The sequence below is a fragment of the Pedobacter miscanthi genome, from assembly GCF_032678605.1.
Classification (GTDB): domain Bacteria; phylum Bacteroidota; class Bacteroidia; order Sphingobacteriales; family Sphingobacteriaceae; genus Pedobacter; species Pedobacter miscanthi_A.
Map to the genome: position 1 here is coordinate 121,586 of NZ_JAVTSU010000015.1, position 19,298 is coordinate 140,883.

The 19,298-nt window shown below is 38.4% G+C and carries 22 protein-coding genes; 20 read left to right on the forward strand and 2 right to left on the reverse strand.

Going from position 1 to position 19,298, the window contains the following annotated elements; genetic code table 11:
• Positions 1-102 precede the first annotated feature (102 nt).
• Both hisD and hisG read right to left on the reverse strand, forming a co-directional pair.
• Positions 103-1,416, reverse strand: coding sequence for a histidinol dehydrogenase (gene hisD / locus R2R28_RS21375; RefSeq protein ID WP_316827689.1), 1,314 nt, complete (start codon positions 1,414-1,416; stop codon positions 103-105).
• A 49-nt stretch (positions 1,417-1,465) separates the two neighbouring features.
• Positions 1,466-2,317: an ATP phosphoribosyltransferase gene (gene hisG / locus R2R28_RS21380; RefSeq protein WP_316827690.1), complete on the reverse strand. Its 852-nt coding sequence runs from the start codon at positions 2,315-2,317 to the stop codon at positions 1,466-1,468.
• 311 nt (positions 2,318-2,628) lie between these two features.
• Between hisG and R2R28_RS21385 the strand changes: the two genes are divergently transcribed.
• From R2R28_RS21385 to R2R28_RS21480, 20 genes are all read left to right on the forward strand, one after another.
• Positions 2,629-4,155, forward strand: a complete 1,527-nt coding sequence (locus tag R2R28_RS21385) for a L,D-transpeptidase family protein (RefSeq protein ID WP_316827691.1) — start codon at positions 2,629-2,631, stop codon at positions 4,153-4,155.
• A gap of 448 nt (positions 4,156-4,603) precedes the next feature.
• A complete protein-coding gene (locus R2R28_RS21390; RefSeq protein WP_316827692.1) occupies positions 4,604-5,179 on the forward strand; it encodes a TerD family protein in 576 nt (191 codons plus the stop codon).
• Positions 5,180-5,193: 14 nt separating this feature from the next.
• Positions 5,194-5,862: a TerD family protein gene (locus tag R2R28_RS21395; protein WP_316827693.1), complete on the forward strand. Its 669-nt coding sequence runs from the start codon at positions 5,194-5,196 to the stop codon at positions 5,860-5,862.
• Positions 5,863-5,914: 52 nt separating this feature from the next.
• Positions 5,915-6,466 (forward strand): TerD family protein, encoded by a 552-nt coding sequence (locus R2R28_RS21400; RefSeq protein WP_316827694.1) that lies wholly within the window; start codon positions 5,915-5,917, stop codon positions 6,464-6,466.
• A 13-nt stretch (positions 6,467-6,479) separates the two neighbouring features.
• Positions 6,480-7,139: a TerD family protein gene (locus R2R28_RS21405; RefSeq protein WP_316827695.1), complete on the forward strand. Its 660-nt coding sequence runs from the start codon at positions 6,480-6,482 to the stop codon at positions 7,137-7,139.
• Positions 7,139-7,543 carry a hypothetical protein gene (locus R2R28_RS21410; protein ID WP_316827696.1) on the forward strand — a complete coding sequence of 135 codons (405 nt, stop codon included), beginning with the start codon at positions 7,139-7,141 and terminating at the stop codon, positions 7,541-7,543. Before R2R28_RS21405 ends, R2R28_RS21410 begins: the two co-directional genes overlap by 1 nt.
• Before the next feature lie 42 nt (positions 7,544-7,585).
• Positions 7,586-8,221: a vWA domain-containing protein gene (locus tag R2R28_RS21415; RefSeq protein ID WP_316827697.1), complete on the forward strand. Its 636-nt coding sequence runs from the start codon at positions 7,586-7,588 to the stop codon at positions 8,219-8,221.
• 26 nt (positions 8,222-8,247) lie between these two features.
• Positions 8,248-8,709 carry a hypothetical protein gene (locus R2R28_RS21420; RefSeq protein ID WP_316827698.1) on the forward strand — a complete coding sequence of 154 codons (462 nt, stop codon included), beginning with the start codon at positions 8,248-8,250 and terminating at the stop codon, positions 8,707-8,709.
• Positions 8,710-8,778: 69 nt separating this feature from the next.
• Positions 8,779-9,831, forward strand: coding sequence for a TerY-C metal binding domain-containing protein (locus tag R2R28_RS21425; protein ID WP_316827699.1), 1,053 nt, complete (start codon positions 8,779-8,781; stop codon positions 9,829-9,831).
• 11 nt (positions 9,832-9,842) lie between these two features.
• Positions 9,843-11,267, forward strand: a complete 1,425-nt coding sequence (locus R2R28_RS21430; protein ID WP_316827700.1) for a PP2C family serine/threonine-protein phosphatase — start codon at positions 9,843-9,845, stop codon at positions 11,265-11,267.
• An 8-nt stretch (positions 11,268-11,275) separates the two neighbouring features.
• The gene (locus R2R28_RS21435) at positions 11,276-12,784 is read left to right on the forward strand and encodes a protein kinase domain-containing protein (protein WP_316827701.1); all 1,509 of its coding nucleotides are present in this window, start codon (positions 11,276-11,278) and stop codon (positions 12,782-12,784) included.
• 85 nt (positions 12,785-12,869) lie between these two features.
• Positions 12,870-13,562, forward strand: a complete 693-nt coding sequence (locus R2R28_RS21440; protein WP_316827702.1) for an NUDIX hydrolase — start codon at positions 12,870-12,872, stop codon at positions 13,560-13,562.
• 68 nt (positions 13,563-13,630) lie between these two features.
• Complete coding sequence (gene prs / locus R2R28_RS21445; RefSeq protein WP_316827703.1) at positions 13,631-14,464, forward strand: ribose-phosphate diphosphokinase; 834 nt, start codon at positions 13,631-13,633, stop codon at positions 14,462-14,464.
• Positions 14,465-14,734: 270 nt separating this feature from the next.
• A complete protein-coding gene (locus R2R28_RS21450) occupies positions 14,735-15,247 on the forward strand; it encodes an O-acetyl-ADP-ribose deacetylase (RefSeq protein WP_316827704.1) in 513 nt (170 codons plus the stop codon).
• 13 nt (positions 15,248-15,260) lie between these two features.
• Positions 15,261-15,803: an RNA 2'-phosphotransferase gene (locus tag R2R28_RS21455; protein ID WP_316827705.1), complete on the forward strand. Its 543-nt coding sequence runs from the start codon at positions 15,261-15,263 to the stop codon at positions 15,801-15,803.
• A 1-nt stretch (position 15,804) separates the two neighbouring features.
• A complete protein-coding gene (locus R2R28_RS21460) occupies positions 15,805-16,536 on the forward strand; it encodes a metallophosphoesterase family protein (RefSeq protein WP_316827706.1) in 732 nt (243 codons plus the stop codon).
• Between the two features lie 18 nt (positions 16,537-16,554).
• Complete coding sequence (locus R2R28_RS21465) at positions 16,555-18,012, forward strand: nicotinate phosphoribosyltransferase (RefSeq protein ID WP_316827707.1); 1,458 nt, start codon at positions 16,555-16,557, stop codon at positions 18,010-18,012.
• Positions 18,013-18,116: 104 nt separating this feature from the next.
• Positions 18,117-18,536 (forward strand): hypothetical protein, encoded by a 420-nt coding sequence (locus R2R28_RS21470; RefSeq protein ID WP_316827708.1) that lies wholly within the window; start codon positions 18,117-18,119, stop codon positions 18,534-18,536.
• A gap of 186 nt (positions 18,537-18,722) precedes the next feature.
• Positions 18,723-18,977 (forward strand): type II toxin-antitoxin system prevent-host-death family antitoxin, encoded by a 255-nt coding sequence (locus tag R2R28_RS21475; protein WP_316827709.1) that lies wholly within the window; start codon positions 18,723-18,725, stop codon positions 18,975-18,977.
• Entirely contained in the window at positions 18,977-19,249 is a 273-nt protein-coding gene (locus R2R28_RS21480) for a Txe/YoeB family addiction module toxin (protein WP_316827710.1), read from the forward strand. Before R2R28_RS21475 ends, R2R28_RS21480 begins: the two co-directional genes overlap by 1 nt.
• Positions 19,250-19,298 lie beyond the last annotated feature (49 nt).

A 19,298-nucleotide genomic window follows, 5' to 3' on the forward strand; every position in this document is an offset into this window, starting at 1 on the left:
ACTTCTACTGATTTTATTTAATTTTTTCTTTCCTTCGGTTGATTACACATATTAAGTGATTGCACCGATTCGTTTTTCCACTGGGTTTTGTTTTATGTAATGTTATCTCCGGTCTTCAGACTTTCGGACTTCCGACTCAATACCCAATCTGATACTAACAGCATTTTTATGCGCCTCCAGGCCTTCTGCCGTTGCAAGGATTTCAACCGTGTTGCCAATATGATTTAAACCCTCTCGGGATAATTGCTGAAAAGTGATTTTTTTCAGAAAAGCATCTGTAGATACGCCTGAATAAGCCTTTGCAAAACCACTGGTTGGTAAAGTATGGTTAGTTCCCGATGCATAATCGCCAACACTTTCGGGTGTAAAGTTGCCTAAAAATACAGATCCTGCATTGACAATCAACGGAATGAGCTTTTGGTGGTTTTCTGTAGCCAGTATTAAGTGCTCGGGCGCATATTCATTCGAAAATTGCATTGCCTGCTCCAGATCTTCAGTTAAAATCGTGTAAGAATTGGCTATTGCTTTAGCTGCAATGTCCTTTCTAGGTAATATAGCAAGTTGATTTTCGATTTCCGTTAAGGTTTTATTGATGATTTCTTCAGAAGTAGCCACTAAAATAGCCTGACTATCCGTTCCGTGTTCAGCCTGGGCTAATAAATCGGCAGCAATAAATGATGGATTGGCGGTTTCATCTGCAATAACCAACACTTCCGATGGGCCTGCAGGCATATCAATGGCCACTTTGTTTTGTACCATCGTTTTTGCTGTGGTTACGTATCTGTTACCAGGACCAAAGATCTTATATACCTGTGGTACAGTTTCTGTTCCGAAAGCCATTGCAGCAACGGCTTGTGCACCGCCAATCAGGAATACTTTTTCGATGCCCAGGAGCACTGCGCAATAAGCCAGATAACAATTGGTTTTACCATCACTTTGTGGCGGGGAGCAGACCACAATTTCTTTGCAGCCCGCGATAATTGCGGGGGTAGCCAACATTAAAAAAGTGCTTGGTAAAACGGCTGTTCCGCCTGGGATATAAAGCCCGACTTTTTCAATTGCCCTTGATTCGCGCCAGCACAAAACGCCCGGCATAGTTTCAATTTTATCCTCAGTTTTTAACTGCGACTGGTGAAAAGTTTTGATGTTTTGGTAAGCTGTTTCAATCGCTTTTTTTGCATCGGATGGAATGGTTGCAGCAATTACTTTTAATTCTTCAGCATCTAAAAAAAGTTTCTCCAGCTCAACTTTATCAAAGGCTTTTGCGAAGTTGAAAAGGGCCTTGTCGCCATCTTTTTTTACCGTGTTTAAAATCTCGGTTACCCGTTCTTCAACCAGTTTATCGTCTTCAATCTGCCTCGAACAAAGCTCTTCAATTTTTGATTTAGATAAATCTGTATAATTGTAGATTTTCAATGTTTTATAATTTAAAATTAACTAATAGTTAATATGATTTTAAATAATTTTACTTGATAATTTTCTCGATAGGCATTACTAAAATACCTTCTGCGCCTGCAGCTTTTAAACTATTTATTTTGTCCCAGAAATCTTCTTCGGCAATTACCGAGTGCACGGCAACCCAATTGGGTTCGAAGAGTGGAACTACAGTTGGACTTTTAACACCTGGCAGTAAATCTACAACCTTCTGAAGGTTATCTTTTGATACGTTTAGTACCACATATTTATTTGATTTTGCACTGAGCACCGAGCGGATGCGTTGTAGTAATTCTGCTACTTCCGGATTGTCGGCTATTGATTTGTTTCCAATTAAAATGGCTTCCGATTGCATCACATCAGCGAAAGGTTTTAAGCCATTGCTCTTTAATGTTCCGCCTGTTGATACGATATCAAAAATGGCATCGCTTAAACCTAAACCCGGACCAATTTCTACCGATCCTGAAATGGTTCTGATATCAGATTTGATACCTTTTTCCTGTAAGAATTTTTCAAGGATTACCGGATAAGAAGTAGCAATGGCCTTACCATTTAGTTCTTCCAGATTCTGGATATTACTGGTTGCCTGAACAGCGATTTTTAAGGTGCATTTTCCGAAGCCCAATTTCTGTAGAAAATCTACCTCAGCTTTGGTTTCCACAATTACATTTTCCCCAACTATCCCCAAATCGGCAATGCCATCCTGTACATATTCAGGAATATCATCATCACGCAGAAAAAGAATTTCTAAAGGGAAATTAGTAACGGTTGAGATAAGGGAGCTTTTGTAGTTTTCGAAAGATAAACCACAATTTTTAAGTATTTCTACGGATTTTTCGTTTAACCTACCAGATTTCTGGATAGCAATTTTAAGTGTTTTCAATGTATTGAATATAGAGTGAACAGGAAATTATTTTACGGAAAAAAGTTTTGAAGTACAAAACAAACATATCATATCGCCTATCGGCGATGGTGCAAATGTAAGTGATGGTTCAAAGTTAAGTTCATAAATTATTTCTGCCAGTATCAATACGTTAGCTGATAAGCGATGGCAAATATAGTGTTTGAAATGGTAAAACAAAAAATAATGGCACTTAATTTGCCATTATGCTGTTTTTAGTATCATTAACCTTTATTTTGTATTTAAATTTTATCGTGTTGAAAAAATTTCGCTTTCTAATTTTGCCCTTTATAATGTTCATTTCTGCCTGTGGGTGGTTTAAAAGCCCTCCTGAGATCGGAAAGGTACTGTCGGAACATTTTAAGAATAAGATCTATAAAGATTTTGATACTGTAGCTTACGACAGCGTTTTTGTAAAGACAATGGACAGTCTTTCTGGTAAATTCGTTAATCCTAAAACAATAAAGGCTTTTTATGCACTTAATAATAGTGCTCCTAAATTGGTTACCCAGTTCTACATTAATGGGGAATTAGATTCGTTAGTGAGCTATTTGGAACAAAGTAAGGTGCATGGTTTTAATCCTGAAATTTTTAAAAGCAATGAAATTAAAGCGTTATTAACAGAGTTAAGCGCCAATAAATTTAAAAAGGTAGATGAAAGTTATCCTGTAATTGCGAAGTTAGAACTGTTATCTGCCAATGCTTATTTAAATTACAATAATTACCTCAAATATGGGGTGATAAATCCCCGTACTATTTTTTCCCGTTACTACATCAAGGTGAGACGTCCGGACAGTGCCGGAATGCTAAATCTTTTGAACAGTAAAAATCTGTTGGATACGTTAAAATCTGTGCAACCAAAATCGATTCAATACAAAGCTTTGCAGTCTGCATATTTGAATGCAGATGCGGCAGATGAAAAGCGTATTTTGTTGTTGAATATGGAGCGGTTCCGCTGGAAAATGCCAGAGACCGGTGATAACTATGTGCAGGTAAATATCCCCGATTTTAGGTTAACCTGGCTGAACAAATCGGATACCGTAATTTCGATGAAAGTATGTGTGGGTGGCAAGCGCGAAAACGGTTATGAAGATAAGTTAAAAGCCTTTGCAAAATCAGGCAATCTGGATGATAAACCAAAGAACCACGAGACGCCATTATTATTTAGTAAAATCAATTCTATTCAGGCCAATCCAATCTGGAATATTCCGGTAAGTATTGCGCAAAGCGAGATCTATTGGATGGCCAGAAAAGATCCCTTTTATTTGTCGAATAGTAACATCAAAGTTTACTATAAAGATAAGCTGATTGGTGAGCCTGATACCATCAATTGGAACAAGTATTCGAGAGATAAATTACCTTTCAAATTTAAGCAAGGTTCGGGTGGTGGAAATGCCTTAGGGAAATTCAAATTTATCTTCGATAACAGCTCGAGTATTTACCTGCACGATACCAATAATAAAAACGGATTTAACCTAAGCAATCGCGCCATTAGTCATGGTTGTGTACGGATTGAAAAACCATTGGAATTTGCAGAACTTTTGGTGAACGATTCTTATACTTATGATAAACTTAGGGCAGAAGTTGATTTGCCACCGATAGATAGTACGCACGTAAAATGGTATAAAAAAAGAATGGCTCAAAAGGCCGATACTACTAAAGCATTTCAGTTAAAACCTGCCTGGTTCGGACCAAAGAAATCTGTTCCATTATTGATTACCTATATTACTGCCTGGTCGCAAAATGATAAGATAGAGTACAGGCCTGATGTGTATGGCTTGGACGAAAAACTTTGGACAGCGATGAAAAAGTTTAGGTAGGAATTTTATCAACATTTAAATGTGCAGTCAGATGTTAGCTGTTACCATCTGACTGATTAATAAATTTAAGCGATAAATAAAAAGCTGATCTTTACAATTCCTCTTAAAAGATCCGGTTAACTTGGTAAACATTATTGTATATTTTCAAATAGTAGTGTCTGACCCTATAAATAATCTGGCTTTTTTTTAATCTAATTTGGAATTAACATTCAAACTAATATATTTGTTTATAAACATTTAAACAGATAATCAGGGCTACAGGATATAAAAAAATTAGCGCTCAATCATCGTCGCTGTAGCCATCCCACATCCTTATTATTCAAGTTAAAATAACAATTGCTTTTAAAAAGTAATGTGTTTTTTCTTTTGTGCTTTATTGCGTTAACATGCAGTATTTATAATTTACATCCTATTTATTTACAATTTTTCAAAAAAAATCAAATTAGTAATGGCAATTAATTTACAAAAAGGACAAAAAATAGATATCGGATTATCCAAAATTACTTTAGGCTTGGGCTGGGATCCAAATGAAGGTACCGGATACGATTTCGATCTCGATGCATCAGCATTTATGATCAACTCGAACAGACTGATCCCTGAAGAAGAATATTTTGTTTTCTATGGCAATACCGATTCTCCCGATCAGGCTTTGCACCATACGGGCGATGATCCAACGGGAGGAAACAGTGCTGATGGTGACGATGAAAGTATCCAGGTTGATTTATCAAAAGTTGATCCCCGGATCCAGGAGATTTTATTTGTAGTAACCATTCATGACGCCATCAGTCGCAAACAAAATTACGGACAGGTTAGAAATTCTTATATCCGTATTGTTGATGATAGTAATGGACAGGAGGTTGCTAAATATGAACTTGGTGAGGATTTCTCTATTGAAACCGGCGTAGAATTTGGCCGACTGTACAAACGTGAAGGAAAATGGAAGTTTGAGGCATCTGGCATCGGTTACCGCGAAGATTTATCATTCTTCCTGTCGAAATATTTTAAAGGTCAGATCATTAAATAAAATCTAAATGTATTATGGCTATAAGTTTGGTAAAAGGTCAAACCATTGATCTCCGTAAAAATGACAAGGGCGAAACTTTCGATCTGTCGAGAGTTACCATGGGTTTGGGATGGGATGTGCGTCAGAAAAATACCGGTTTCCTCGGTAAATTATTTGCTCCAAAAGAAGAGGAATTCGATCTTGATGCGATTGCTTTTTTGTTGGGTGCCAACGATAAAGTACTCAACCTGGGAAGAACGGTTAATCAGAATGGCCGTCAGGTTGGATTGTTCGAAGGCGATGTGATTTTCTTTAACTCCATGAGGCATCCATCAGGAAATATCTGGCTAACGGGAGATAACAGGACTGGAGCTGGAGCTGGCGACGATGAACAGATCATTGTAAAATTAGATGCCCTGGACTCTATTTATCAGAAAATAATCTTTGTGGTATCCATTTACCAGGGGAGGCAGAACAATCAACATTTTAGCATGGTAGAAAATGCTTTTATCAGGGCTGTTGATGCAAGCGGAAAAGAAATAACAAGATATAGCCTTTCTGGCGATGCTTCTTTAAATGGGATGTGTACCATGGTTTTTGCCGAGGCTTACCGTAAAGATGGTGGCTGGAAATTCAGGGCCATAGGTGAGCCACACCAAACCGATAATTTCCTCGAAATTTTAAAGAAATATATCAACGCATAATTTAAAAGATAAACCATTGTTCAGTTAGCGCTGAACAGCAAATTAACCAGATATGGCAATTAACCTGCAAAAAGGACAACGGGAAGCAATTAATGCCCCTCAATTTACCATCGGACTTGGATGGGATACCAATAGTGCATCAACAGGGACTAGTTTCGATTTAGATACTTCTGTTTTTGTGCTGGGCGATAATAAAAGATTACTATCTGATTCGCATTTCGTTTTTTATAACAATTTAAAAACACCGGATGGCGCAGTAGAACATTCGGGTGATAACTTAACCGGAGATGGCGATGGAGATGACGAACGGATTAAGGTAGACCTTTCGAAAATTGGTGCTGCAGCTGCAGAAATCTGCGTAGTGGTTACCATTCATGATGCAGAAAACAGAAGACAGAATTTTGGACAAATCCGCAATTCGTACATCAGGGTATTAGATGGTGCCAATAACGAAGTGCTTAAATATGAATTGGAAGAAGATTTCTCAATAGAAACAGCAGTTGAGTTTGGGAGGATTTACAAACGCAATAACGAATGGAAATTTGAAGCTGTAGGTGTTGGAATGAAAGATGGATTGGATTTTTTCTTAAATAAATACAACTAAATCACCTTTAATTATGGCAATTAATTTATCAAAAGGCCAAAAAATAGATCTGAGGAAAGAAAGCGGGGCCACTTTAACCAGTTTTTGTGTAGGTGTAAACTGGGGAGCAATTGAAACCAAGGGATTTTTAGGCTTAACAACCAATAAACAAAGCGTCGATCTTGATCTTAGCTGCATCCTCATCGACGATAACAATAACCTTTGCGACCATATTTATTCGCCGCTTTATAAAATTGATTTTTTACAGCAATTTGGTTTGCCAAAAGGGAAACTACTTTCTTTAGATGGCGCTTTACGGCATACCGGCGATGATTTAGAAGGCGATTCGGGTGGCGATGACGGGTTGGATAACGAAATTATCACAGTCGATTTATCGAAGATCGATCCCAAAGTTGCGAAAATATTTTTCTTTCTGAATAATGTGGGTAAAGAGGATTTTTCTCAGATACCGTATTCAAAAATCAGAATGTACGAAGGAACGCCAACACAGGTAAAAGAGGTTTTTGCTTCCTATAATGTATCTGCCGAATCGGGTTATACCGGTAAAAAAGCACTTATTATGGGCAAACTTTATAAACGCAATAACGAATGGAAGTTCGATGCCATTGGTGATCCTACACCTGATTCGTTTTTGGGACAAACGATCCACTTAATTTTAAAATCTTATCTATAATGGGTATTAAAAATGTTGAAGGCCTAACCAATAACGACATCAGGGATTTAGTTGCCCAGGGCGGTAAATTTGTGATGTATAAATATTGTATTTCCATTGTAATCATGACGTTTAACCGACCGTCTGATTTTTATTTCATTCGTCCTGGCGAAAGCCGCATCGTACCGGGATTGGGGTATTTATTCATCAGTTTTTTTTTAGGTTGGTGGGGAATTCCATGGGGTCCAATTTATACCATAAGTAATATTAGTAGCATTTTGGGTGGTGGAAAAGATTATACTCACGAGATTTTAGCGCACATCAATCAAAACGATCCTATTTACGGTGTAGGCACCACTTACAATATATCGGGGCATATTCAGTCGCCTAATCAGGAAACGGCCAACACATACCAAATTCCTTAATAATTTTAGGCGATGAGGAGACTTTCAGCATAATTAAAGCATATGAGAAGATTACCTGTTTATTTTTTAATCGATACCTCTGGTTCGATGTATGGCGAACCCATTCAGGCCTTAAACAATGCCCTGAGTGGTATGGTAAATACATTAAGAGCAGATGCCCAGGCGTTGGATTCCCTGTGGATCAGCATGATTACTTTTGATCGGGAAGTTAAGGAAATTGTGCCCCTAACCGAGCTTCCTTCTTTTCAACTGCCCGAAATCAGTTGTCCGCAGAGTGGGCCAACACATACCGGGCAGGCGCTCGAAATGTTGTACGAAAAAGTAAAACTTGATGTAATCGTTGGCAGTGCTACACAAAAAGGAGACTGGAAACCACTGATGTTCCTATTTACTGATGGTAAGCCCAGCGATTTGCAATTGTACCGCGAAATGTTGCCTAAAATCAAATCGTTAAATTTTGGCGCAATAGTTTGTTGCGCAGCCGGGCATTTAGCCAACGATTCGTTATTGAAAGAACTTACTCCCGATGTAGTACATTTAGATACTGCCGATAGTGCTACACTTAAACAGTTTTTTAAATGGGTATCAGAAACCATCGAGCAGGGAAATAAAAGTCAGGGAACAGGAGAAAGTGTCACTTTGCCGCCACCGCCAAGCGAAATTACTTTGATTATATAAATATGGATGTTTTAAGTATAATAAGTATGGCGATAACCGTTATAGGTTTCATTATTAAAATTTCTTCCAAAGGAGATAACGATACCAGTTATACTCAATATGGTACAACCAGTACCATCGGAACATTTGAAGAAACAACCTTAGATGGGATCTTAGTTTGCTATGAAAGTTTTAAACTTCCCGGTTTTAATATGCGCCACGCTGAATTAAATTTGAGGAACAATCAGTATGGCGATTTTAAAGTTCTCGCTGCTGATTTACAGGGCGATTGTCTTTATTTAAACGTACAATTTATTGATGTTTTTGATAAAAAGAGTAAAAACAATGAGGTGTTAACCTTTAACAACAAGGTAAATACCTATTTCTCTGTTAACCATCTAGAAGGAACAGATAATGTGGTGGTTTACGGATGTACTAACTATAACCAGCGGATTAAAGATGGTTACGGCCATGTTGCCAAAGAAATCTGTAAGGTTATCCTGAGGTGATATTGATAGGTAAGCGTATCCCTGCAAATTAATTCTGCATTCAAAATTATTGTCCAATTTATTTATAATATGAGAAGATTACCCATTTACTTTTTAATAGATATTTCCGAGTCGATGGTTGGAGATCAGATCCAGCAGGTAGAAGAAGGCATGGCAACCATTATTAAGGCCATTAAAACCGATCCTTATGCAATAGAGACCGTTTGGATTTCGATTATTGTTTTTGCCGGACAAGCCAAAACACTGGTTCCTCTTCAGGAAGTGGTTAATTTTTATCCGCCCAAATTCCCCATCGGTGGCGGAACTTCTTTAAGCAAAGGTTTGGGGCATTTAATGTTCCAGATGAGAAAAGATATTGTGAAAACCACCATGGAGCAAAAGGGCGATTGGAAACCGATTGTATTTCTGTTTACCGATGGGGTACCTACTGATGATACCCAAAGTGCCATTGCCGAATGGAAACAGAACTGGCAGCGTACTGCAAACATGGTGGCCATTTCTTTTGGCGATAGTACCGATACCCGCATTTTGGCAGCGCTTACAGAAAACGTACTCCAATTTAAAAATGCAGGTACTGATGATTACAATAAGTTTTTTAAATGGGTAACAGATTCTATCAAAACCAGCAGCATCAGTGTAGAAAATAACGAATCGGGTTTCGAGCTGGCAAAACTGGATGGCGATACCCTTTCGAAAATCGATATTTCCAAAGCGCCTGTCACCAAACAGTATATTGATAATAATTATGTGGTTTTATCCGCCAAGTGCCAGAATACAAAAAGGCCATATTTAATGAAATACCGGAAAGTGGTTAACGAATCAGGTTTTGATGGCTTAAATCTGCAAACACAGGCTTTCCGCCTCGTGGGTGGCTTTCAGGTAGATCAATCTTATTATGAGTTATGCGAAGATAATGGCATACAGCAAAAGGTAAATACCGAAGAATTGATCGGTGCGCCTTCATGTCCTTGCTGTGGTAACCAGTTCGGGTTAGCCATGTGCCAATGCCAGAAAATACACTGTATCGGCAACGAAAGCATGAGTACCTGCCCTTGGTGTGGCAGTACAGGCAGTTATGGCTATGGCGAAGGTGGCTTTGATGTAGGTAGGGCACAAGGTTAAACATTATAAACATGCTCGAAACTAAAAAATACCTCGAAAGTTTGTTCAAAGCATACCATGTTGAGGTATTATCGAATAAGCAAGATCTCTTTGAGCAATATGTATCTGAATCATTTAATATTGACGCTGTAAAACTGATCAAAGAAAAACATAAAATGATAATGGAGAATTGGGAGTTAAAAGTCAGGATTGAGGATGTTCTGACAAAGCAAATGATTATTCCGAATGCTACGGTGGCAAAACCATACCAGGCAACGCTTGATTTTAACCAGCCCGAATTTCAGGAGATCAGTTTTGTCGAATTTGAGGATTTAGGCCAATTTGGTCTGGATTTTAATCCAGAATTTAAACGCATAGAAGGAACCCCGAAACAGAGTGGCGAGTTTAAAGTGAAAATGAAGTTTAATGTTTTGGGTGAGGATGAAAATTCAGTGCCACATACAAAAATACTCTCCCTATTAATTAATCCTGATCCAAAATCGCTCTGGAAAAATATTCCCAGCGATGATCAGAAAGACGAAATCTGGAAAAAGCAAAATTACTGGAAAACCGATCAGTCTGACGATTTTAAACCATTAGGCAATAAACATATTGTGGTTTCCTCTAAAAGAGGGAGAAGCCATGCCAATGTGGGCGCTTTTAGAGAAGACGATTATGCCTTTAAACATTTTGAGGCTAATGGCTGGAGCATTGTTTGCGTGGCTGATGGTGCCGGAAGCGCAAAACTCGCCAGAAAGGGATCCAAACTCGCCTGTAAAGCAATAGTTGATTATTTTGAGCAAAATTTAGCTGATGATAACCTTAAATCTTATGACGAAATTATATTGCATCATCACCAGGAGGGAGGGGATGCCCAACAAATCAGCCAGTTGGTGTATAATAACCTGTCAAAAGCAGCATTTTATGCCCACAAACAAATTGAAAGTTTTGCTACCGAAATAGATCATCCTATAAATGATTTCCATTCTACCCTGATTTTCGCGCTGTTTAAAAAATTCGATTTCGGCTACGCCATCCTAACTTTTGGTGTCGGCGATTGTCCGATAGGCCTATTGAACAAAGATTTAACCGGAATTAAACTGATGAACTGGCTCGATGTGGGCGAATTTAGCGGTGGTACCAGGTTTATCACCATGCCTGAGATTTTTAGCAGCGAAAAATATTCCACACGTTTTGGTTTTACCTTAACCGACGATTTTTCTTACCTCATGCTCATGACGGATGGTATTTACGACGCCAAATTTGTGGTAGAGGCTAATTTAGAGAAATTGGAGAGCTGGAAAACATTTGTTGATGATTTAAAAGGAAATAATGAAGATCGTGCGGCGGTAAACTTCGATGCTACAAATCAGGAAATTGCTAATCAGCTTTCAGCATGGATGGATTTTTGGAGTCCCGGTAACCATGATGATCGAACTTTGGCCATCATTTTTTAGTACCTATTATGTCGATAATTACCGTAAAATCCATACTAACCGATCGTTCCTATCAATATGTTGATAATGGAGATCCCAAAAGCGGAACGGCCAAAAATGTATATTTTAGTCCCGATCGTAAATATGTAGTGGCTATTTTTAAAGAAAAGCAGGATATTAACCAAAAAGAACGCTTAACCAGGATTGTGACCAGGTATTTAGATCAAATCCAATCAAAAGAGGCCGGAGATTATTATCTGAATGAAATATACCGCTGGCCTACCGACCTTATCGAAACCCGGGACAGGATTGGGATTATCGTTCCGATTTACAGTTCGAAGTTCTTTTTCGCAAAAGGTTATTCATCCAACGACCTGATCAAAGGTGAGGAAAAAAACGGCAAATGGTTTGCTGGTGCTAAATTCAGGAATAAGCTCTTTCCTTTAAGTCTGGATCAAACAGAACTCGGCCGGTGGTTAAACTATTTTCAGATTGGCATTAACCTTTCGCGTGGTGTAAAAAAAATGCATCAAATGGGCTTGTCGCACTCCGATTTATCTTATAATAATGTGTTAATCGATCCATCTAGCGGTTCGGCCTGTATGATCGATCTCGATGGCTTGGTTGTTCCGGGCTTGTTTCAGGCAGAAGTAATCGGCACGGCCGATTTTATTGCTCCCGAAGTATTGGCTACCAAACACCTTAATAAAACTGACCCGGCAAGGAAACTGCCCAGCCGTTTAACCGATTTACACGCACTGGCTTGCTTAATTTATATGTATTTATTACATAGGCACCCTTTAAAAGGTGGTAAAGTGCACGATCTCGATACCGAAAAGGATGACCTGCTGAGCATGGGCGAAAAAGCTTTGTTTATTGAACACCCAACCGATTTATCCAACCGGCCTAAGATGAACCAGGTTTCTAAATGGGATACCTATTGGGCAGATGTAAATAAAATTCCATATGCCATTACGGGGCCATACCTTAAAGCTTTGTTTGATAAGGCTTTTATTGATGGTTTGCATAATCCCATGCAGCGCCCTAATGCCGAAGAATGGGAAATTGCGCTGTTAAAAACCACTGATTTAATGCAACAGTGCAGTAATATTTATTGTGATCAGAAATGGTATGTTTTCGATAACACCACCATTCCAAAATGCCCGTTTTGTGGTGCCAGTCATAAAGGAACATTGCCGGTTTTAGATCTGTACTACCAATTTGAGCCAGGGGTTTGGCGGCCCGAAAATCATAGGTTAATGGTTTACAATAACCAATACTTATTTCAGTGGCATGTAAATCGTAATGTGATCAGGAATGAACGTTCAACTGCCGAACAGAAAATTCCTGTAGGTTATTTTACTTTTCACGAAGAGAAATGGGTTTTCGTTAATCAAACGCTCACCTCATTAATCGATAAAACTGAAGAGAAGGAGGTTCCAATCGGAACTATGGTCGAATTAACCGACGGCAAAAAACTGCTCCTGTCAAAAGAAGATGGTGGGAGGGTTATTTTGGTTACGCTGGCGAATAAATAAACAGTAAGGAAGATACCAAATTTTAATATCCAGTTTGGAATTGAGAAATTTATTAACTTTGTGTTCTTTTTACACAAATTAGGGAATGATCAATCAAAATATCAAAATTGCTGTTGATGCCATTGTTTTTGGATACGAAAAAGGGACACTTTATGTACTGGCCGTTCAGCAGCGTTTTGGTAAACTGGCCGATCGGTGGGTATTGCCCGGTGGCTTTATTTTAAATGACGAACCTTTATTAACTGCGGTTGAGCGTGAGCTTAAAGAAGAAGCTGGCATTACGGTGAATTACCTGGAACAACTGGGTACTTTTGGCGATGACGTTAACCGTGATGAACGGTTGAGGGTGATTTCTGTGGCTTATTTTGCCTTAGTGAATCCTAAAAATTTTGTGCTAAAAGCCGATACCGATGCTAAAGATGCAAAATGGTTTCCGGTTGCTGAAGTGCCGAAATTGGGTTATGATCATAATGAAATGGTTAACCTTGCGCATAAGCGTTTAAAAAGTAAACTCACCTATCAGCCTATTGGTTTCGATCTGTTAGATCACGAATTTCTCTTCTCCGACCTCGAGAATTTATATTGCTCCATTTTAGAAAGAGATATTGACAGAAGAAATTTCAGAAAAAAAATCTTAAGTTTTGGAATTGTTACAGAAACTAATAAAGTGGTGAAAATAGGTGCTAGTGGCCGTCCAGGCAAGCTTTTTACTTTCGATAAGCCTAAATACAATCAACTTTTAAAAGAAAATTTCCAGTTTGATATTAGGTTTGCGTAAAATAAACACAAATTATTCTTTGGATTCTGAAAATGATTTTTATATTTGTGTAAATAATACGCAAATATATGTTAAATCTAAATCCAAGTTTTACTCCGCTAGGCGAAAATAACTTAATCGAATACAAATCTTTCTTATTTGCAGGTGGCGAACCACATATTAAAATTTCAGATAATTTTGATACTAAGCTTCCGGTTACCATTACGCAAAGGATAAATTCTTTTAACGATTTAGGACTGATCTGCATCACCGTTGATGCTTTGAAACGAATGGGTGTAAAAGAAATCAATCTTTTTATTCCGTATTTCCCGGCAGCAAGACAGGATCGGGTGATGGTTCCTGGAGAACCTTTATCTGTAAAAGTTTATGCGGATATCATCAATGCGATGGCTTTGGCAAGTGTTACCGTATTCGATCCCCATAGCGAAGTAACACCGGCCCTGCTTAATAACTGTGTTACCGTTTCTAACCACCAATTTATAAAAGAGGTCATTTCAAAAATCGGGACAGAGGTAAAACTTATATCCCCTGATGGCGGTGCCTTAAAGAAAATTTATAAAGTATCCGAATTTTTAGGTGGTGCCGAAGTGGTAGAATGCTCAAAAAGCAGGGATGTAAAAACAGGAAAGCTTTCAGGTTTTAAAGTGTATAGTGATGATTTAGGTGGTGCCGATTGTTTGATCGTCGATGACATCTGTGATGGTGGCGGAACATTTATAGGTTTAGCCGAAGCACTTAAAGCTAAAAATGCAGGAAAGTTATATTTGGCTATTAGTCATGGCATATTTAGCAAAGGTTTTGATGAACTGGGCAAATATTTTGAGCAGATTTTTACTACAGATTCCATCAAAGAAGTTGAGCATGCAGGAGTAACACAGATAAAATTGGCTGATATTTTATAAGCTTTGATCAACGCCAGAGTATAAGATGTTGAAATTCCGTTTAAATCTGCTAGGGTTCGCACTGATGGAAGTAAGGGATGTGATATCTGCTAATAAAATGAATTCTCAATGAAAGACTTTTATAAATCAGCCGCCATCATCTCGAATGAAGCGTAGCGTAATGGAGAGATCTAGCCGGACAGATTTCCCGACTACGTTGCGCTACGCTCGAAATGACGATGTTTTTTTAAGAAAGTTTGTGTTAAACAATAAATTAATAAAATTTAAAAAATGATTTTGGAACTAATCAAAGCCGATATAACAACAATTAAAGCCGATGCCATTGTTAACGCCGCGAACAGTTCGTTACTTGGTGGTGGTGGGGTAGATGGTGCCATCCACAGAAAGGGTGGTAAAGAAATTTTAAAAGCTTGTATTGAAATCAGAAATAAACAGGGCAAATGTAAAACGGGCAATGCGGTAATTACCACGGCAGGTAATTTACCTGCAAGATACGTGATCCATACCGTTGGGCCGGTGTGGAATGGAGAAAGTGAAAAAAATAATGCTTTGCTTGCTGATTGTTACCGCAATAGTTTAGCCCTGGCAATTGAAAATGGTATTAAGGTTATTGCTTTTCCAAACATCAGCACGGGGATTTATCATTTCCCAAAAAATAATGCAGCAGATATTGCCATTGCTACGGTAAATAATTTCGCTGAAAAGGAAAAAATAGAAAAGGTAATCTTCGTTTGTTTCGACGATGAGAATTATGAACTCTACCTACAGAAATTGAATAAATAATATTCATATCATTATGGACACTAAAATAACAAAAGGCATAAGCAAATTGCTCAGCTATATTTTGAGGCATTCGCCTGAAACAATAAAGTTAAAGCTCGATGAAAATGGCTGGGCAGATGTGAATGAGCTGATTGCCAAATTCGACCTTTATGACCTAACATTAGATTTTGATCTGCTTAAATACGTTGTTGAAAATAACGACAAAAAAAGATTTGCCTTTAACGAAGATAAAACCAAAATAAGGGCAAGCCAGGGGCACTCGATTGCTATTGAGTTAAACTTAAATGAAACCGAACCTTTGGAATACCTGTATCATGGAACGGTAGAAAAATTCCTTTCAGACATTAAAACGCAGGGACTACAAAAAATGAGCAGGCAGCATGTGCATTTAAGTGCCGATAAAGAAACTGCTAATAAAGTGGGCGGCAGGAGGGGGAAACCAGTTATCCTCACCATTAACAGTGGGGCGATGCACAAGGCAGGATATAAATTTTACTTATCGGCCAACAACGTGTGGCTTACAGATGTTGTGCCTGCTGAATATATAGAATTTTAATATGGGAAGAACATTGGTAATTGGCGATATCCATGGCGGATTAAAAGGTTTGATCCAGTTATTCGGGCGTGCAGAAGTATCAACCGAAGATAAGCTCATTTTTCTTGGCGATTATGTGGATGGATGGAGTGAGTCGGCCCAGGTGATCGATTATCTGATAGAACTGGAAAAAAGCCATCAATGCGTCTTTATCAAAGGTAATCACGATGTATGGTGTATAGATTGGCTCGAAAAAGCCATTGTAGATGATGTTTGGTTTATCCATGGCGGTAAATCAAGCATCGAGAGTTATAAAAACATATCGAATACCGTTAGACAGAAACACCTAAATTTCTTTGAACGGATGCATGATTATTACGTAGACGAACAGAACAATCTCTTTATTCACGCTGGTTTTTCTTCCATGCATGGCCCGGAAAAAGAGCGTTATTCTTCCAATTATTCATGGGATAGAACGTTATGGGAAATGGCGCTGACTATGGATAAGCGGATCAAAAAAGACTCGGTACTTTACCCTAAACGTTTATTGCTTTATCACGAAATCTACATTGGCCATACGCCAACCCTCTACTACAATGTTAATGTGCCAATGCAGGGCTGTAATGTTTGGAATATAGATACCGGTGCTGCATTTACCGGAAAATTAAGCTGTTTGGATATCGCAACCAAACAATTTTGGCAGAGTGATGCCTTACAAAACCTGTATCCCAACGAAAAAGGAAGAAATAAATAATAGCAAATACATCAAACCATGAATCCATTATTATTAACAGACGGTTATAAAGTTGACCACCGCAGACAGTACCCCGAAAATACCACATTGGTTTATTCTAACTGGACGCCCAGAAAAAGCAGGCTCGAAAATGTAAATTACGTGGTGCTTTTTGGCCTACAATACTTTATCAAAAAATACATCATCGAAGATTTTAATCAGAATTTCTTTAAACAGCCCAAAGAGGAGATTTTAAGGAAATATGCCCGCAGGATCAATAATTACCTGGGCGAAAACCTGGTAGGTACGCAGCACATTGCCGATTTGCACGATCTGGGTTATATCCCGATGGTTTTTAAATCACTTCCCGAAGGGGCCGAAGTGCCTTTGCGTGTGCCGATGTTCACCATGTATAATACCAAACCAGAGTTTTTCTGGCTCACCAATTATTTCGAAACATTGCTCTCGGCGGTGGTTTGGTTGCCATGTAATTCGGCCACCATTGCCAAACAATACCGCACCATTTTAGATCACTACGCCGCAGAAACTTCTTCCGTACCAGAATTTGTAGACTGGCAAGGCCACGATTTCTCTATGCGCGGCATGGGAGGGATAGAAGCTGCGGTAACTTCTGCCGCGGGTCACTTATTGAGTTTTACCGGAACCGACACCATTCCGGCCATCGATTTTTTAGAAGAATATTACAATGCCGATTCTGATAAAGAACTGATCGGTGGATCCGTTGCCGCTACAGAACATTCGGTAATGTGCATGGGAACCAATACAGGAGAGCTCGAAACATTTAAAAGGTTGATTCTTGAAGTTTATCCAAAAGGAATTGTATCCATCGTTTCCGATACCTGGGATTTATGGAAAGTGTTAACCGAGTACCTGCCTGTTTTGAAAGAGGATATCATCGCAAGGCCTGGTAAAGTGGTAATCAGGCCCGATTCCGGTGATCCTGTTGATATCATCTGCGGAAATCCAAACGGCAAAAACGAAAATGAGAAAAAAGGGGTAATCGAACTGCTTTGGGATGTTTTCGGTGGAAAAACCAACGATAAAGGTTTTAAAGAGTTGGTGCCACAAATTGGAGCCATTTACGGCGATAGCATTACCACCGAAAGGGCTACGCAGATCTGCGAGCGCTTAAAAGCAAAAGGTTTTGCCTCAACCAATGTGGTTTTCGGTATCGGTTCTTTCACTTATCAGTACAATACCCGCGATACCTTTGGTTTTGCCATGAAAGCTACTTATGGTGAAGTAGATGGCGTTGGTCGCGAGATATTTAAAGATCCCATTACCGATGATGGTACCAAAAAATCGGCTAAAGGTTTACTGCAGATTTTTAAAAATGCCAAAGGCGAATACGAACTGAAAGATCAATGCAGCTGGGAAGAAGAAGCACAGGGCGAATTGAAAGAAGTTTTCAGGGATGGCAGCTTATTGATCGATTATTCTCTCGCCGAAATTAGAGAAAGGCTAAAGAATAGTTAACTTCGCCAAGATTTTGAGGCTGTATCATTATTATAGATTGTCATCCTGAGCCTGTCGAAGGAATTGCTATAGCTCTATTTTAAAGATACAGCCTTATTTAAAAAGTGATATACCAAAAAATGCAGGAAACACCTACTTTCAACCATCAGGCCGATATCGTAAATAGTGCCATCAGATTTATAAACGCATGGTTTAAGCAATCTAAGGCCATTACCAACGAACTGAATGATTTTTTTATCCTTCCAGGGAATAAAATTATCGGCAAGGATGTCATTATTGGCAGGTTAAAAGGTGTTTTCGGACAATCTGATGAGTATGTTGGTGGCCGTTATGATATTATCGACGTTAATTTTGAATTAATGAGTGATGGTAAAGGAATGGGCTTTGTAGAAGGTGTTGCCGGTTATAGAGATGTTCTTCAAAAACAATCTAAAATTGTAAGCGGACCTTTTAAGCTGTATTTCGCGCTATACAACGGTAGTTGGAAAATTGTAAATATCGAATTTCCGGGCTTTAGTTATTAGGTTAAAATCATATAACTTCGCTTCTCTCATTAATAATTGTCATTCTGAACGTAGTGAAGAATCATTGCATGATAAAGGACTATTAAAAATAATATGGTTTAATGTAAATTGCAATTTGCAAGATAATACATTATCAATTGTAAAATCGTACATTTGTACCATTATGGTACGCAAAATAATAAAATTATGTTAGTGGTAAGCAGTAGAGAATTTAGAGAAAAGCAGGCTGAATACATGGACATGGCGGATAGTGGGGAACAAATTATCGTGCAGAGAGGAAAAAATAAAGCATATTCCATAACACCGATTACCAATGATGATATATATTTTTCAAAAGAAATGATTGAAAAGATTGAGAAGTCACTTTTGCAGGTAAAAAATGGAGAAGTTACCAAAGTTGTCGGAAAAGATGCTTTAGCAGAATTTCTTAAAGATTTATAATGTATAGCCTGGAGTTCACTCTCTCTGCAATAGAGGATCTTAAGTGGCTAAAGAAGACTGATCAAAATGCATATATAAAGGTCCAAAAATTATTATTGGAACTTACTGAGCATCCAACTACTGGTACAGGTAAGCCAGAACTAAAGAAATATAATCTGTCTGGTTTGTATTCCAGAAGGATAACACAAAAACATCGGTTAGTTTATCAAATAAATGGTGTAACAGTGAGCGTATTGGTCTTGTCAGCTGCCGGCCATTATGATGATAAATAGATATATCAAATCATTTGTCACTTCCTATCGCTTTGCTTCCACCAATTAC